Source organism: Variovorax sp. GW821-FHT10C12 (genome assembly GCF_059415405.1).
Genome location: NZ_JBWKNE010000011.1, coordinates 1 through 15728, shown reverse-complemented (window position 1 = coordinate 15728; position 15728 = coordinate 1). Strand labels below are relative to the sequence as shown.

The following is a 15728-nucleotide window of genomic DNA, read 5'->3' as shown; positions in this document are numbered from 1 at the left end:
ATGAAAGTCCGTGCCGCCGTCCTGCAGCGCCTCGGCGCCCCTGCGCCCTATGCCCAGAGCCGACCGCTCGAGATCGAGGAGGTCGAGCTGGCGCAGCCCGGCCCCGGCGAGGTGCTGGTGCGCATCGCGGCCGCGGGGCTGTGCCACTCGGACCTGTCGATCCTCAACGGCGACCGGCCGCGCCGCACGCCCATCGTGCTGGGCCACGAGGCGGCCGGCGTGGTCGAGGCGCTGGGCGAGGGCGTGACCGACCTGGCGCCGGGCGACCATGTGATCCTGGTGTTCGTGCCGAGCTGCGGCCATTGCGCGCCCTGCGCCGAGGGCCGGCCCGCGCTGTGCGAGCCGGGCGGCGCGGCCAACGTGGCGGGCACGCTGCTGGGCGGCGCGCGGCGGTTGTCGTACCGCGGCGAGCCGATGGACCACTTCGTGGGCGTGTCGGCCTTTGCCGAGTACGCGACGGTGTCGCGCCGCTCGCTGCACAAGATCGACCGCGAGCTGCCGCTGGAGATCGCCGCCATGTTCGGTTGCGCCGTGGTGACGGGCGTCGGCGCCGTGGTCAACACCTCGCAGGTGCGGCCGGGCCAGACCGTGGCCGTGGTGGGGCTCGGCGGCGTGGGGCTGGCTGCGCTCATGGGCGCACTGGCGGCGGGCGCCGCGCGCGTGATCGCGGTCGACCTGGCGCAGGACAAGCTCGACTTCGCCCTCGCGCTGGGCGCCACCGACAGCGTCAACGCCAGCGACCCCGATGCGGCCAAGCGGCTGCGCGACATGACTGAGGGCGGTGTCGACCATGCGCTCGAGATGGTGGGTTCGGCCAAGGCGCTGGAGTTCGCCTACAAGGTCACGCGCCGCGGCGGCACCACCGTGACCGTGGGCCTGCCCGCCGCCATCCAGACGCTGAACACGCCGGTCTGGCACCTCGTGGCCGAGGAGCGCACGCTCAAGGGCAGCTACCTCGGCAGCTGCGTGCCGCGGCGCGACCTGGGGCGCTTCATCGCGCTGTACCGCCAGGGCAAGCTGCCCGTGGACCGGCTGCTCACCGGGCGGCTGAAGCTCGAGGAGATCAACGAGGGCTTCGACCGGCTGCAGCGCGGCGAGGCCATCCGGCAGATCGTCACGATGCCGTGACGGCCGCAGGCATCGCACCCCGCAGCAACTCCTTCTGCGTCCGAATCCCCAACCGCCGGAACGCCCGGTACTGATGCGTGCGCACCGTGCTGAGCTCCACGCCCAGCACGCGCGCCGTTTCCTTCGCCGTGCGGCCCGCCATCAGGTGGCCGATCACCTCGCGCTCGCGCAGGCTCAGCGTCAGCAGCCGCGAGGCGAGGGTGGGCGCGGCCGCTTCGTGCACGGCCGCCGCGCTGCGGCTGTGGGCGCTGGCGGCGTCGGCCAGCAACGTGGCGTGGGCGGCGATGACGCCGAAGTCGGTGTCGCCGAACTCGGGCTGCGCCAGGCTGCGGTAGAAGCTCACGGCCACGCGCTGGCCGCTCGGGCGCAGCAGCAGCACCGAGCTGCGCTCGCGGATGCCCACGTCGCCGTAGCAGGCGGCGCGGTAGGCGGGGTCGGCCACCTCGTCGCCGTGCTGGTGGCCCATCCACAGCTGGGCGCGCTTCGGCAGCTTGCGCGCGGCCAGCCAGGCCATGTGGGGGTCGAGCCGGTCGAAGCGCTGCGCCACGTAGCGCTCGGCGGTGCGCTCGGCCGTGTGGCCGTAGCTGCTGGCAGCCGACACGGTCTCGATGCGGCCGGTGGCATCGACGCCGAACACGGTGCAGAAGGTGACGGGCATCACGCGGTGCATCGCCGCCAGGCAGCTGGCCGCCAGGTGCGGCGTGCCGATGCCCGCCAGCACGTCGCCGACGACGGCGGCCGACAGCTGGGCGTCGGCGGCAGGGTGGAGGCGCCAGCGTTTCATGGGTTTCGAAAGAGCGAGATCAGGGTAAATACCTCCTACGAAGTTATGACATTGGCGCGGGCGGTGCATCGGGACAATCCCGTTCCATGACCACCACCCGTACCGCCGACGCCGCCACCGGCCCCGTGCCGCCGCCGCCCTCCGCGACCGCGCTGCCGCCTTCGGTCGGCGCCTTCCACTACACGCGCTTCACGCCCCGGCTGCCGTCGCTCGGCGCCGACGGCATGGAGCCCGGCCGCCACCCCGTCGTGATCGCGGGCGGCGGCCCGGTGGGCATGGCGCTCGCGCTGGGGCTCGCCAACCACGGCGTGCGCTGCGTGGTGCTCGAGGCCGACGACACGGTCTGCGTGGGCAGCCGCGCGGCCTGCATCTCGCGCCGCAGCCTGGAGATCGTCGAGCGCCTGGGCGCGCTGCCGGCGTTCATGGGCAAGGGCCTGCCGTGGAGCGTGGGGCGCAGCTTCTACAAGACGGCCGAGGTGTTCCGCTTCGAGATGCCGCAGGCCGCGCAACAGAAGCTGCCGCCGATGATCAACCTGGAGCAGTACTACATCGAGCAGTACCTGCTGGACGAGATCGAGCGCCGCAACGCCGCGACGCCGGGGCTCATCGATATCCGCTGGGGCACCGAGCTCACCGCGCTCGCGCAGGACGAGGACGGCGAGGGCGTGACGCTCGACGTGCGCAACGCCGAGGGCGCCTACCGCTTGCGCGGCCAGTGGCTCGCGGCCTGCGACGGCGGCCAGAGCTTCGTGCGCAAGTCGCTCGGGCTGGTGTTGGAGGGCACGGGCTACGAAGGCCGCTACGTGATCATCGACATCGAGCTACACAGCGGCCACCCGACCGAGCGCCGCGCCTGGTTCGACCCGCCGTGGAACCCCGGTTCGACCGTGCTGATGCACCGCCAGCCCGACGACATCTGGCGCATCGACTACCAGCTGCGCGCCGGCCAGAGCACCGAAGACGCGCTGCAGCCCGCGGCCGTGGCCGCGTTCGTGCAGCGCCACCTCGACGCCATCGGCGAAGGCCACCTGCCGTGGAAGACGGTGTGGACCTCGGTCTACCGCGCCGGCGCGATGACGCTCGAGCGCTACCGCCACGGCCGCGTCGTGTTCGCGGGCAACGCGGCGCACGCCATGCCGATCTTCGGTGTGCGCGGGCTCAACTCGGGCTTCGACGACGCCGACAACCTGGCCTGGAAGCTGGCCTTCGTGGCCCAGGGCCTGTCGGGCCCGGCGCTGCTGGATTCGTACTCGCAGGAGCGCATCGCGGCCTTTCACATCAACGCCGAGAGCGCGATGCGCAGCACCGAGTTCATGTCGCCGCCCTCGCGCGGCTTCGACCTGCTGCGCGAGGCGGCGCTGTCGCTGTCCGAGGCCCATCGCGGCATCGCGCAGCTCATCAACCCGCGCCAAACGCAGGCCGTGCGCTACGCCGGTTCGGCGTTGTCGAGCACAGGCGATGCGTTGCCCGCCGGGCCGCTGCCGGGCGATGCGCTGCCCGAGCAGCCGCTCGCGCAAGGCCATCTGACCGACTGGATCGGCCCCGTGTTCACGCTGCTGGTGCTGCAGCCGGACCTGGCGCCGCTGCCCGACGCCGACATCGCGCAGGCCCGGCAAGGCGCCTTGCCGTTCGAGGTGCGCACCATCGGCAACCTGGGGAGCAACGACCGCACCGATGCGCAGGCATCCCCCGCCGTCTTCGCCGCGCTCGGCGCCGACGATGGCGCCGTCTACCTGCTGCGCCCCGACGGCCACGTGGCTGCGCGCTGGCACCGCCTGCCGGCCGGCGCACTGCCTGCCGCGCTGGCGCGCGCGGCTGTCGCCACTTCACAGGACATTCCCGCATGACGACCTCCGCCCCCTCGCTCCACCCCGACGCCCGCGACCGCCTGTACGCCGAGTGCGCACGCGCCATCACCGAGGCCGGTGCCGAGCGCGAATCGCTGTTCCTCGCGCGGCTCGCGCTGCTGCTGTTCGAGCAGGTCGGCGACGAGGCGCGCTGCCACGCCGCGCTGGCCGACGCGTTGCGCGCGCTGCCCGTACCATCGCTGTCCGCTTCCGAACAAAAAACAGGAGATTGATCTCATGGATCGCCGCACCCTTCTCGCCACGCTCGCCTCCGGCGCCGCCGTGGCCGCAGCCCCCTTCGCCCACGCACAGGACTACCCTGCGCAGCTCATCAAGTGGGTCGTGCCGTACCCCGCAGGCGGCGGCACCGACGTGATCGCGCGCGTGCTGGCCGAGGCCATGCGCCAGACGCTGGGCCAGCAGATCGTGGTCGACAACCGCCCCGGCGCGTCGACCAACATCGGCGCCGACCTGGTCGCCAAGAGCAAGCCCGACGGCTACACGGTGCTGTCGGCCGACAACGCCGTGCTGGCCTTCAACGAGCACCTGTTCACCAAGCTGCCGTTCAACCCCGAGAAAGACTTCACCTACGTCGGCGCCATCGGCAAGTTCCCGCTCGCGCTGGTGGTGCACCCGGACTTTCCGGCCAAGACCTTCAAGGAGTTCCTGGCCTACGTGAAGGCCAACCCCGGCAAGGTCAACTACGCCTCGCCCGGCAACGGCTCGCCGCACCACCTGGCGATGGAAATGTTCAAGGCGCGCACCGGCACCTTCATCACCCACATCCCGTACCGCGGCGCGGCGCCGGCCATGGCCGACGTGATGGGCGGCCAGGTGCCGTGCATGTTCCTGGACCTGGCCTCGGGCCTGCCGATCATGCAGGGCAACAAGGTGCGCGTGCTGGCCATCGGCTCGGGCGCGCGAAGCAAGCGCCTGCCCGACGTGCCGACGCTGGCCGAAGTGGGCGTGCCCAACACCGAGGTGTTCGCATTCCAGGGCATCCTCGGCCCGGCCGGCCTGCCCGCCGCCGTGGTGAACAAGCTCAACAGCGACCTGAACAAGGCCTTCAGCACGCCGGCCGTGCAAAAGCGCTTCGACGACTTCGGCATGGAAGCGATGCCCGGCACGCCGGCGCAGTTCGCGGCGTTGTCGCGCGCGGAATCGAAGCGCTGGGGCCCGATCATCAAGCAGGCGGGCATCAAGCTGGACTGATGCCGCCGGGGGGGCGTTCGTCCTAGCGGGCGAACGCTTTTCGCGAGCCGTCTTCGAAGACTTCGTCGTCGCGCTGCAGCTCGCCGTTCTCGTCCCAGCTGCGTTCGCGCGTCACGCGGCCCTTGTCGTCGAAGCTCGACTCGGCCAGCAGCTCGCCCTTTTCATTGAAGCGCTGGTGCGTGCCCACGGGCACCTGCCGGCCGCGCCCCGGCGCGAGGTAGCGGCCCTGCGCGGCGCGCTGGCCGCTGTCGTAGAACTCGGTCACGTCGACCGTGCGCTCGCTGCCGGCGCCGCTGTAGACGGCCTTGCTGCGCGGCTGGCCGTTGAGGTGAAAGCTGTCGTCGCTCACGGGCTCGCCCGCAGCGTTCCAGCGCTGGTCGCGCACCAGCGAGCCGCGGTCGGAAAACTCCTGCTCGCGCTGGCGGATCGACGAGCGACCGACCAGCAGCCACACGGTTTCGCGCCGCTTCACGCCTTCTGACGAAAAACTGCGCTCCACGCGCCGGTTGCCGGTGGTCTCGTCGACCACCGACGGCTTGCCGTTGTCGTAGAACTCCTGCGTGCGCACGCGCTTGCCCGCCTGGTACGAGAGCTTCGAGCGCAGGGTGCCGCGCGCGTCGAACAGGTCGACGTTCGACGGCCCGCCCGTGAAGCCGCACAGCTTGGCATCGTCGGCCACCGGCGCCAGCACGGGCGCCTCGGCGCAGCGCAGCATCGACATCTGGCCGCGCTCGGTGAACTCGACCATGGCGCGCTCGGTGCCGCGGTCGGGGTAGAAGGTGGCGCGCCGCAACTGGCCGCCGGGGTAGAAGCTGCGCACCAGGCCGCGCTCCTGGCCGTCGTCGTACATGGCGTCGCGCAGCACCTGGCCGCCGGGCGCGAACTCGCGCGCGCGGCCGTGCATGTTGCCCTTGGCGTTGACGGTGTGCTCGCGCGCGAGCTTGCCCTTTTCGTAGAAGCGCACCAGGCCCATGAAGACACCGTTCTGTACCTGCTGCTCGCGCTGGAGTTCGCCGGTGCCGCGGTCCTTGCAGCGCATCAGGCCGGTCTTGCCGGCGGTGCTGTTGCCGTCGGCCGGGCTCACGCGCTGGCCGTTGAGCTCGCACTCCTGCTGCGCGTGGACCGTCGGGGTACCCAGCAGCGCCGCCAGTGCGATCGCGGCCGGGCCGAGGAGGGACGCGGCCGCCCGGGGCGCCCGAAAAGCGGGAGCGGGCGGGCGCAGGGTCACTTGTCGTAAAGCGTGTCGAGCGAACGGAAGCCCTTGACCTCGATCGGGTTGCCGAAGGGGTCGCAGAAGAACATCGTCCACTGCTCGCCCGGCTGGCCTTCGAAGCGCACCTGCGGCTTCAGCACGAACTCGGTGCCGGCGGCCTCGAGGCGCCCCGCCAGTGCCTGCCAGTCGGGCAGCGCGAGCACGATGCCGAAGTGCGGCATGGGCACCATCGCATCGCCGACGCGGCCGGTGCGGGTGGTGGCGAAGGGTTCACCGAGATGCAGCGAGATCTGGTGGCCGAAGAAGTCGAAGTCGACCCAGGTGTCGGTGCTGCGGCCTTCGGCGCAGCCGAGCACGTCGCCGTAGAAGCGGCGGGCGCCGTCCAGGTCGCGCACGTGGAAGGCAAGGTGAAAGATGCTTTGCATGGTTTTGGATTATGGGCAGCGGTGCTGTGAGAATGCCGGACTTTCTTTCAATCATGGAGCTCGCCTTGCGGATACTCCGAGCCCTCGTCGCACCGCTGCGCCTGCTGTCGCGCGGCACCGACCGGCCGGCGCCCCAGCGCCTTCTTGCACGTCTGACCCGCCAGGCCTTCGCGGCTGTCGGCGGTTGTTTCATCGCGGTGGCCGCACATGCCGCCGCCTGCCCGCCCTCGGCCATCGCCAGCCTGGAGAAGCCCGGCATCGGCCTGCGCAACGGCATCGACCGCGGCCTGCTGTGGCGCATCGAGCGCGACGGCCGCACCTCGTGGCTCTACGGCACCCTGCACCTGGGGCGCGGCGAATGGGTGCGTCCCGGCCCCACCGTGCAGAAGGCGCTGGCGCAAAGCGACACGCTCGCGCTGGAGCTCGACTCGCGCGACGACGCCACGGTGCGCGCCCTGAGCCAGCCGGCCGACCCGGCCGCGGTGGCGCGCGTGCTCAGCGGCGAGCGCGCCCGCCGGCTCGAGCGCCAGAACGCCGAGGCCTGTGTGCCGCCGGGCTCGACCGCCCGGTTGCCCCCCATCCTGCAGGTCACGGCGCTGACCGCGCTGGCGGCGCGCGCCGACGGCCTGTACGCGGAGTTCGGCGTCGACGAGACGCTGGCCGTCTCGGCCCGCAACAGCAACAAGCCGATCGTCGCGCTCGAGAACGCGGCCGACCAGCTGCGCTGGCTGACGGGTGGCTCCGAAGCGGAAGAGGCCGAGCAGATCGACGCCATGCTCGACGAGCTGGAGTCGGGCCGGTTGCGCGGCCAGCTCAAGACGCTGGCCGACATCTGGGCGCGCAGCGACGCGGCCCGGCTGGCGCGCTACCCCGAGTGGTGCGAGTGCCTGAACACGCCGGCCGAGCAGCGCCTCATGAAGCGCCTGCTCGAGGACCGCAACCCCGGCCTGGCCGACGGCATCGAGCGCCTGCATGCGGGCGGGCGCAGCGCGTTCGCCGCGGTCGGCGCGCTGCACATGGTCGGCGCGCAGGGGCTGCCCACGCTGATGGCGGCGCGCGGCTTCACCGTGACGCCGGTGCTCACCGAGGCGCAAGCGCAGCAGGCGCTGCCGATGCCGGCGCTCGCGGCGCCCGAGCCGCCAGCCCGCAAGGCGGTGCGCGGTGGCAAGAACGTGAAGGGGCAGAAGGCAGCCAAGGGCACGGGCCAGAAGGCCGCCGCGAAGGGCGGGGCCAAGCCGGCGTCCAAGGCCGCTGCCGCGCCCAAGGGCAAGGCCGCACCCCGTGCCGCCCCCAAGGCCGCGAACAGCAAAGTGCGCCGATAATCGCGACCGCCATGCACACGCTGCGCCCCCACCCCCGCCTGATCGGCCGTCTCGGCCGCTGGGTGCTGCTGTGGTTCGTGCTGTCGTTGGGCGTGGCGGTGGCGTCGCCGGTGGTGCATCCGCAGGCGATGGAGCTGGTGTGTTCCGGCGCCGGCACCATCAAGGTGGTGGTGCACACCGAAGACGGCGTGCAGGACATGGGCGCCACGCACATGGACTGCCCGCTGTGCGTGCTGACCGGCGCACCGCCCCCGCCGCCCGTGGCCACCGCCTTCGATGTGCCCCTGCCGCTGGGGCGCGTGCTTCAACCGATTCCCGCCGCGCGCCATGCCGCGGCCACCGCCGCGCCGCTGCCGGCGCGCGGGCCCCCGAACTTCGCCTGAGCGATCCATACCATCGCTGTCTGTCTGCGCACCCCGGGTGTCAACAGTCGGTCCTCCTGGCTTGAAGTTCGTGGAGTCGGTTCCCCTTGAAAAAGCATTCCCACGCCCTGGCAATCGCCATGGCATTTCCTCTCAGCGCGCCCGTCTGGGCGCAGCAGCAGCCACCGCCGCCTGAGGCCACGGCCGCCCCAGGCCGCGCGCTGGGCACCGTCACCATCAGCGGCGGCCGGCCGACCTCGCTGCCGACGCAGATCCCCACCACCATCGAAGGCGTGACCGCCGAGCAGATCGCCGAGACGGTCAACGCGACCGACGCCGAAGACGCGCTCAAGTACCTGCCGAGCCTGCTGGTGCGCAAGCGCTACATCGGCGACTTCAACCACGCGGTGCTCGCCACGCGCGCCTCGGGCACGGGCAACAGCGCCCGTGCGATGGTCTACGCCGACGGCATCATGCTGTCGAACCCGCTGGGCAACGGCGCCACCTTCGCGCCGCGCTGGGGCATGGTGTCGCCCGACGAGATCGAGCGTGTCGACGTGCTCTACGGCCCGTTCTCGGCCGCCTACCCGGGCAACTCGGTGGGCGCCGTGGTCGACTACGTGACGCGCATGCCCACGCAGCTCGAGGCGCACGTCAAGCTCAGCGGCTTCACCTCGAACTTCGACCTGTACAACAGCCATTCGTCGCCGGGCGGCCAGCAGCTCGACCTGTCGCTGGGCAGCCGCAGCGGCGACTGGTCGTGGTGGCTCGGCGCCTCGCGCACCCACAGCAAGGGGCAGTCGCTGTCGTTCGCCAACCGGCTCGTGAGCGCGGGCACGGTGGGCAGCGCGGGCACGCCCGTCACGGGCGCGGTGCTCGGGCTGAACCCGTCGAACCAGCCGTGGTGGCTGCTGGGCGGCATCACCGCCTACGACACCACCCAGGAGCAGGCCAAGCTCAAGCTGGCCTACGACTTCTCGCCCACCGTGCGCGCCACCTACACGCTGGGCGCCTGGCACAACACCACGCACGGCAGCACCGACACCTACCTGCGCGATGCGCTCGGCCAGCCGGTGTACGGCGGGCGCGTGAACCTCGGCGGACGCACCTACACCCTCGACGCACCGGCGGCGGCCTTCGCGCCGACCGAGACGGCGCTCACCCACTACATGCACGGCCTCTCGGTGAAGAGCCACACGGGCGGCGTGTTCGATTGGGAAGTGGCGGCGAGCCTGTTCGATTACGCCAGGGACACCTCGCGCACGCCGACCACGGCGCTGCCGGGCGCCTTCTACGGCGGCCCTGGCCGCACCACCGACATGGGCGGCTCCGGCTGGCACACCCTCAAGGCCGCGGGCACCTGGCGGCCCACCGGCTCGGCCGAAGGCGTGGGAGCGCACGTGGTCGACTTCGGCGTCCAGCAGGACACCGCGCGGCTGCGCAGCGCCATCGGCAACACGCGCGACTGGATCGGCGGGCCGGCCGTGTCGCCGTTCTCCGCCTTCAACGGCAACACGCGGCTGCGCTCGCTCTACGTGCAGGACACCTGGCGCTTCGCGCAGGATTGGAAGACCACGCTGGGCCTGCGCCACGAGCGCTGGGAGGCGTACGGCAGCCAGCTCGGCAACGCGGCGCGGCTGCTCGACTTCGCGCCGCGCAAGAACAGCTTCGTCTCGCCCAAGGCCGCGCTCGCCTGGCAGGCCACGCCCGACTGGCACTTCAAGGCCTCGGTCGGCCGCGCCGTGCGCATGCCCACTGTGAGCGAGCTCTACCAGGGCTCGATCGAGGGCAACCGCATCGTCAACACCAACCCCGAGCTGCGCCCGGAGCGTTCGTGGACCGCCGAGCTGAGCGCCGAGCGCGACCTCAAGCGCTGGGGCGTCGATGGCGTGCTGCGCACCACGCTGTTCTTCGAGCACACGAAGGACGCGCTGTACACCCAGGCGCTCACCAACCTCGTGAGCACCGTGCAGAACGTCGACGCCATCCGCACGCGCGGGCTGGAGGTGGCGATCAACACGGTCGACGCGGGCATCCAGGGGCTCGACCTGGGCGGCAGCCTCACGCTGACCGATTCGAAGATCACCGCCAACCGCGGCTTCCCGGCCAGCGTCGGGCGCGACCAGCCGCGCGTGCCCAAGGTGCGCGCCTCGCTGCTCGCCACCTACCGGCCCGATGCGAAGTGGAGCTACACCGTCGGCGTGCGCTACAGCGGGCGGCAGTACGGCACGCTCGACAACAGCGACCCGAACGGCATGGCCTTCATGGGCTTCTCGAAGTTCTTCGTGGTCGATGCGCGCATCCGCTACCGCATCGACCGCCAATGGAGCGCCGCCGTCGGCATCGACAACCTGAACAACCGCACCTACTGGGCCTTCCACCCGTACCCGCAACGCACCTTCGTGGCCGAACTCAAGTTCGACCTTTGACCCTCACTTTTTCCTACCCAAGGACACACGCCATGACGAAGCTTTCGACCCCCACTTTCCACATCCTCGCCGCCTGCGCCCTGCTGGCCGGTGCCGGCGCCGCCGGCGCCCACGTGAGCCTGCCCCCGGGCGGCGCCACCGTCGGCAGCGAGTACAACGCCGCCTTCCGCGTCGGCCACGCCTGCGAAGGCGCCAAGGCCACGACCGGCCTCGCGGTGCGCCTGCCCAAGGGCTTCGTGCTCACCGACGCCCAGGCGCGCAAGGGCTGGAAGCTCGACGCGCCGAAGGCCGGCAGCGCCGAAGGTGAAGTGCGCTGGACGGCAGAGACGCCGCAGAACGCGCTGCCCGGCAGCGAGCGCGGCGAGTTCGTGCTGCGCGGCAAGGTGCCCGCCACGCCGGGCCCGCTGTGGTTCAAGGTGCGCCAGGACTGCGACGTCGGCAGCGTCGACTGGGCCGAAGTGCCCGCGTCGGGCAGCGCCACGGCCGGCCTGAAGGCACCCGCGGCGAAGCTCGACGTGGTCGCGCAGGGCGTGGCCACGGTCGACGTGCGCGACGCCTGGGTGCGCCAGTCGGTGCCGGGCCAGAGCGGCACGGGCGCCTTCATGAAGCTCACCGCGCCCACGGGCACGAAGCTGGTCGGCATCTCGACGCCCGCCGCCGGCGTGGCCGAGGTGCACGAGATGAAGATGGAAGGCGACACCATGCGCATGCGCGAACTCGCGGGCGGCCTCGAGCTGCCGGCCGGCAAGACCGTCGAGCTCAAGCCCGGCGGCTACCACGTGATGCTGATGGACCTGAAGGGCGCCATGACCAAGGGCGCGACCGTGCCCATGACCCTGAAGTTCGAGGACGCCAAGGGCGCGAAGACGACGTTGGAGCTGAAGCTGCCGGTCGGTGCGCCGGAAGGCACCGCTGCTGCTGCGCCCGCAGCGGGCGGTGCGCACCAGCACAAGCACTGAGCCGGTTGAACCGGACCGTCAGAGCAACTGGTCCGGCGCCAGGGGTCCGAACAGCCGCAGCAGGAAGCGCAGCGTGGCGCTCGCGTCGGGCTCGGTGTCTGTGTCCTGCAGGCCGCTGCCTTCGGGCGCCTGCCACACCAGCGCGCCCTTCACCAGCTCGACATGCCACGAGCGTTCGCGCATGCCGCGCTCGATCTGCTCGGCCGCCATGCGCGAGAGTTCGCCGCTGCGGATCAGCAGCGCGATCTCGGTGTTCTGCAACTGCGAACGCAGGTCCAGGTTCATCGAGCCGACCACCAGCAGCCGGCCGTCCATCACCAGCACCTTGGAGTGCAGCATCGCGCGCGATTCGCCGCCCACGCCGCTGCCGCCCGAAGACCCGAACACATTGCCGAAGCTGGTCTGTTCGCTGCGCAGCTCGTACAGCTCCACGCCCGCGGCGAGCAGCGCCTTGCGGTGGCGCGCGTAGCCCACGTGGGCGATGGGGGCGTCGTTCGAGGCCAGTGAATTCGTCAGCACCCGGATGCGCACGCCCCGCGCACGCGCCGCGGCAAAGGCCTGCTGCATGTCGGGGCCGGGCACGAAGTAGGGCGAGATGATCAGCAGGTCGCTGCGCGCCTGGCCGATCAGCTGCAGCAGGCCCTCGACCACCGTATCGGCGCTGGAGGCCAGGTCGGCCAGGGCCGCGGCGTTGCGCGAGGGCATGTCGGGCCGGCTCACCACGAGGTCGGGGTTGCGTATCGCGCCGGGGCCGTTGTCGGCCGGGATCTTGCCGGGCGCATCGGCCAGCATCAGGGCCGGTGCCCAGACGAAGGCGGCGCTGCGCAGGTCGAGCGGTTTCTCGTCCCAGGCGCGGGCGCGCTGCTCGGCCGTGGGCGCCGCGCCGGGGCGGGGCTTGTCGTCTGCCGGCTTCGAGCGGTTGCGGGCTTCGGCCGCTTCGTCGTCGAGTTCCTTGTCGACCCGGCGGGCGCGTTCGCGGATGTGCTGGAACTCCTCGCGCGAGACCAGCGACTGCACGGGGTAGGCGCGCTCGTTGTTCCAGTAGCTGTCGAAGCTGCGCGAGAGGTCCTGCACGATCGGGCCGGCCGCCAGCACGTCGACGTCGACGAAGTTGCCGGTGGTGGCGTTGCCGAAGTAGGCGTCGCCCAGGTTGCGCCCGCCGGTCACGCCCATCACGTTGTCGGCCAGGAACAGCTTGTTGTGCATGCGCTGCTGGATGCGCGAGACCTCGCCGATGGCGTTGAGCATGCGGTTGAAGCCGGTGCCGCGCGAGCCCGCGAGCGGATTGAACAGGCGCATCTCGATGTTCGGAATGAAGGCCAGGCCGAGCACCAGCGCGTCGCGGCCGATGGTGTGGAAGTCGTCCAGCAGGATGCGCACCCGCACGCCGCGCTCGGCCGCCGCCTGCAGCCCGCGCACCAGCCGGCCGGTGCTGGCGTCGGCGTGGATGGCGTAGTACTGCAGGTCCAGCGTTTTCTGCGCGTTCTCGATCAGCGCCAGCCGGCTGCCGTAGGCGGCCTGCGGGCCGCCGAGCAAGACGAAGCCCGAGTCGAAGCGCGCCTTGTCGGCCTGCCGCCGCTCTTGCAGCAGCGTGGCCAGCGCCGTGCCGTCGGGCGAGGCGAGCGCGGTCGAGACGGGGCGGTCCACCTCCTTCGGCAGCTGCGCGCAGGCGCCGAGCACCAGGATCGCCAGCAGCGCGACGCTGCGGCGGACCAACGCGTGGAAGGAAGAAGAAAGCATGCGGCGGGGTCTTTCCGGGGGCTGGGGAAGGCGGTGCCGCATGTATAGCCGAGTTGGCGCCCGCCGTGGGTGGGACGGGCGGCCAATCGGCGCAGGAAGGCGACGCTCAGCGCCCGGCGCCGAGTTCTTCCTGGCGCTCCAGCGCGGCGAGCAGCTCGTCGTCGATCTTGGCGTGGCGCTCGCTCAGCTCGACCGCGCGCGAGGCGTCGCTCGCATAGATGGCGCCACCGTCGAGCTCGAGCATTTCGCTGATGCGCTTCTGTTCGGCTTCGAGGGCTTCGATCTGCGCGGGCAGGGCTTCGAGTTCGCGCTGCTCCTTGTAAGAGAGCTTCTTGCGGGGCCCGCCGGTGGGGGCGGCGGCGGGTGCGGCCGCGGGGGCCGGGGCCGGTGCGGCGGCTGGAGGCGGCGGTGGCGCCGATGCGAGGCGCTGCTCGGCGATCTCGCGCGCGCGCTTGGACTGGATCAGCCAGTCCTCCACGCTGCCTTCGTACTCGCGCCAGCGGCCGTCGCCTTCGAAGGCGATCGTGCTGGTCACCACGTTGTCCAGGAAGGTGCGGTCGTGGCTCACGAGGAACACGGTGCCGTCGTAGTCCTGCAGCAGGCCTTCGAGCAACTCGAGTGTGTCGATGTCCAGGTCGTTGGTCGGCTCGTCGAGCACCAGCACGTTGGCCGGGCGCGCGAACAGGCGCGCCAGCAGCAGGCGGTTGCGTTCGCCGCCGCTGAGCGAGCGCACGGGGGAGTTGGCGCGCGCGGGCGAGAACAGGAAGTCCGACAGGTAGCTCTTGACGTGCTTCTTCTGGCTGCCGATTTCGATCCACTCGCTGCCGGGGCTGATGAAGTCTTCGAGCGTGGCGTCGAGGTCGAGCTTGTCGCGCATCTGGTCGAAGTACGCCACCTGCTGGTTGGTGCCGCGGCGGATCTTGCCGCTGTCGGGCTCGAGTTCGCCGAGGATCAGCTTGAGCAGTGTCGTCTTGCCGGCACCGTTCGGGCCGAGCAGGCCGATCTTGTCTCCGCGCAGGATGGTGCCGCTGAAGCCGCGGATCACGGTCTTCTCGCCGAAGGACTTGGTGGCGTCGGTGAGCTCGGCCACGATCTTGCCGCTGGACTGGCCCGAGGCCACGTCCATGTTGACGCTGCCCTGCACCTCGCGGCGCGCGGCGCGGCTGGCGCGCAGTTCCTGCAACCGCGTGATGCGGCTCTGGCTGCGCGTGCGGCGTGCTTCGACGCCCTTGCGGATCCAGATTTCTTCCTGCGCCAGCAGCTTGTCGGCCTTGGCGCTGATGATCGCTTCCTGGGCGAGCTGTTCTTCCTTCTGGAGGAGGTACTGCTCGAAGTTGCCGGGGTAGGAGCCCAGCTTGCCCCGGTCGAGCTCCACGATGCGGGTGGCGACGCGGTTCAGGAAGCTGCGGTCGTGGGTGATGGTGACGACGCTGCCCTTGAAGTCGATCAGCAGCTGTTCCAGCCACTCGATGGAGTCGAGGTCCAGGTGGTTGGTGGGTTCATCCAGTAAGAGCACGTCCGGCGCGGCCACCAGGGCCTGGGCCAGCGCGACCCGCTTGCGCGTGCCGCCCGAGAGCGAGCCGACGCGCGCGGTGGGGTCGAGGTGGAGGCGGTGCAGCGTCTCTTCGACGCGCTGCTCCCAGTTCCAGGCGTCGTAGGCTTCGATCTTGGACTGCAGGGCGTCCAGGTCGAGCCCGTCCGCGCCGGAGAGATACAGGTCACGGATGGCAATGACTTCGCCCAGGCCCTGGCTGGCGGCGGTGAACACGTCCGCATCCATGTCGAGCGCGGGTTCCTGTGCCACGTAGGCCACGCGCAGGTTCTGCTGCAGCTGCAGCGTGCCGTCGTCGGGCTTTTCCAGCCCGCCCAGTATCTTGAGCATCGACGACTTGCCGGCGCCATTGCGGCCGATCAGGCCGATGCGTTCCGATTCGAGAAGAGAAAAGTCCGCATGATCCAGCAGCGGGACGTGACCGAACGCGAGCTGCGCGTCGAGGAGTGTGATGAGTGCCATGTGGCACGGATTATCGGAGGGGCGGGTGACGGCGCCTGGCGGCTGGGGGAGAAGGCTTCTTTATGGCTCTCTATATAGAAGGGGCTGGAGTTCCCTGGGAGAGACGTCGGCAACCAGGGAAGAGGCTTGAAGCGGGCGGCAAGCGGGGCGGCAAAGGTCTTCTTCAAGTTTCTTTCGGCTTGGCTTGCACGAGCCGAAATCTGTCATATACTCGTGGGCTTCGCTGCTGAATACCTCTGGTTTTCGAAGCGACTGGTGCTCTTAGGGGTGTTGGTTGTGAGTGGTGAAGAAAG

13 protein-coding genes are annotated in these 15728 nt (G+C 70.9%); 8 read left to right on the top strand and 5 right to left on the bottom strand.

Annotation, left to right across the window (positions count from 1 at the left end):
* A complete protein-coding gene (locus AC07OH_RS29170; protein ID WP_495303022.1) occupies window positions 1–1128 on the top strand; it encodes a zinc-dependent alcohol dehydrogenase family protein in 1128 nt (375 codons plus the stop codon).
* Here the strand turns inward: AC07OH_RS29170 and AC07OH_RS29165 are convergent.
* A complete protein-coding gene (locus AC07OH_RS29165) occupies window positions 1115–1912 on the bottom strand; it encodes a helix-turn-helix transcriptional regulator (RefSeq protein ID WP_369630286.1) in 798 nt (265 codons plus the stop codon). The genes AC07OH_RS29170 and AC07OH_RS29165 overlap by 14 nt on opposite strands.
* A gap of 86 nt (window positions 1913–1998) precedes the next feature.
* Between AC07OH_RS29165 and AC07OH_RS29160 the strand changes: the two genes are divergently transcribed.
* From AC07OH_RS29160 to AC07OH_RS29150, 3 genes are read left to right on the top strand one after another with little or no spacing between them, the layout of a single operon-like run.
* On the top strand, window positions 1999–3759 hold the full coding sequence (locus tag AC07OH_RS29160) for an FAD-dependent monooxygenase (RefSeq protein ID WP_495303021.1): 1761 nt from the start codon (window positions 1999–2001) through the stop codon (window positions 3757–3759).
* Entirely contained in the window at window positions 3756–3992 is a 237-nt protein-coding gene (locus AC07OH_RS29155; protein ID WP_495303020.1) for a hypothetical protein, read from the top strand. The genes AC07OH_RS29160 and AC07OH_RS29155 overlap by 4 nt, the downstream gene beginning before the upstream one ends.
* A gap of 4 nt (window positions 3993–3996) precedes the next feature.
* Window positions 3997–4971, top strand: coding sequence for a Bug family tripartite tricarboxylate transporter substrate binding protein (locus AC07OH_RS29150; protein ID WP_495303019.1), 975 nt, complete (start codon window positions 3997–3999; stop codon window positions 4969–4971).
* A gap of 22 nt (window positions 4972–4993) precedes the next feature.
* On the opposite strand, the gene AC07OH_RS29145 is transcribed toward AC07OH_RS29150, so the two are convergent.
* Complete coding sequence (locus tag AC07OH_RS29145; RefSeq protein WP_495303099.1) at window positions 4994–6193, bottom strand: toxin-antitoxin system YwqK family antitoxin; 1200 nt, start codon at window positions 6191–6193, stop codon at window positions 4994–4996.
* Between the two features lie 2 nt (window positions 6194–6195).
* On the bottom strand, window positions 6196–6609 hold the full coding sequence (locus AC07OH_RS29140) for a VOC family protein (RefSeq protein ID WP_062482861.1): 414 nt from the start codon (window positions 6607–6609) through the stop codon (window positions 6196–6198).
* A gap of 65 nt (window positions 6610–6674) precedes the next feature.
* Here AC07OH_RS29140 and AC07OH_RS29135 point away from each other — a divergent pair, with 65 nt between their 5' ends.
* The 4 genes from AC07OH_RS29135 to AC07OH_RS29120 all read left to right on the top strand — a co-directional run bounded on the left by AC07OH_RS29135 (window position 6675) and on the right by AC07OH_RS29120 (window position 11681).
* Window positions 6675–7931: a TraB/GumN family protein gene (locus AC07OH_RS29135; protein ID WP_495303018.1), complete on the top strand. Its 1257-nt coding sequence runs from the start codon at window positions 6675–6677 to the stop codon at window positions 7929–7931.
* An 11-nt stretch (window positions 7932–7942) separates the two neighbouring features.
* Window positions 7943–8314 carry a DUF2946 family protein gene (locus tag AC07OH_RS29130; RefSeq protein WP_495303017.1) on the top strand — a complete coding sequence of 124 codons (372 nt, stop codon included), beginning with the start codon at window positions 7943–7945 and terminating at the stop codon, window positions 8312–8314.
* Window positions 8315–8433: 119 nt separating this feature from the next.
* Window positions 8434–10722, top strand: coding sequence for a TonB-dependent receptor (locus AC07OH_RS29125; RefSeq protein ID WP_495303016.1), 2289 nt, complete (start codon window positions 8434–8436; stop codon window positions 10720–10722).
* 32 nt (window positions 10723–10754) lie between these two features.
* On the top strand, window positions 10755–11681 hold the full coding sequence (locus AC07OH_RS29120) for a copper chaperone PCu(A)C domain-containing protein (RefSeq protein WP_495303015.1): 927 nt from the start codon (window positions 10755–10757) through the stop codon (window positions 11679–11681).
* Window positions 11682–11699: 18 nt separating this feature from the next.
* On the opposite strand, the gene AC07OH_RS29115 is transcribed toward AC07OH_RS29120, so the two are convergent.
* Entirely contained in the window at window positions 11700–13421 is a 1722-nt protein-coding gene (locus AC07OH_RS29115; RefSeq protein ID WP_495303014.1) for a phospholipase D family protein, read from the bottom strand.
* 106 nt (window positions 13422–13527) lie between these two features.
* Window positions 13528–15435 (bottom strand): ATP-binding cassette domain-containing protein, encoded by a 1908-nt coding sequence (locus AC07OH_RS29110; RefSeq protein WP_495303013.1) that lies wholly within the window; start codon window positions 15433–15435, stop codon window positions 13528–13530.
* Window positions 15436–15728 lie beyond the last annotated feature (293 nt).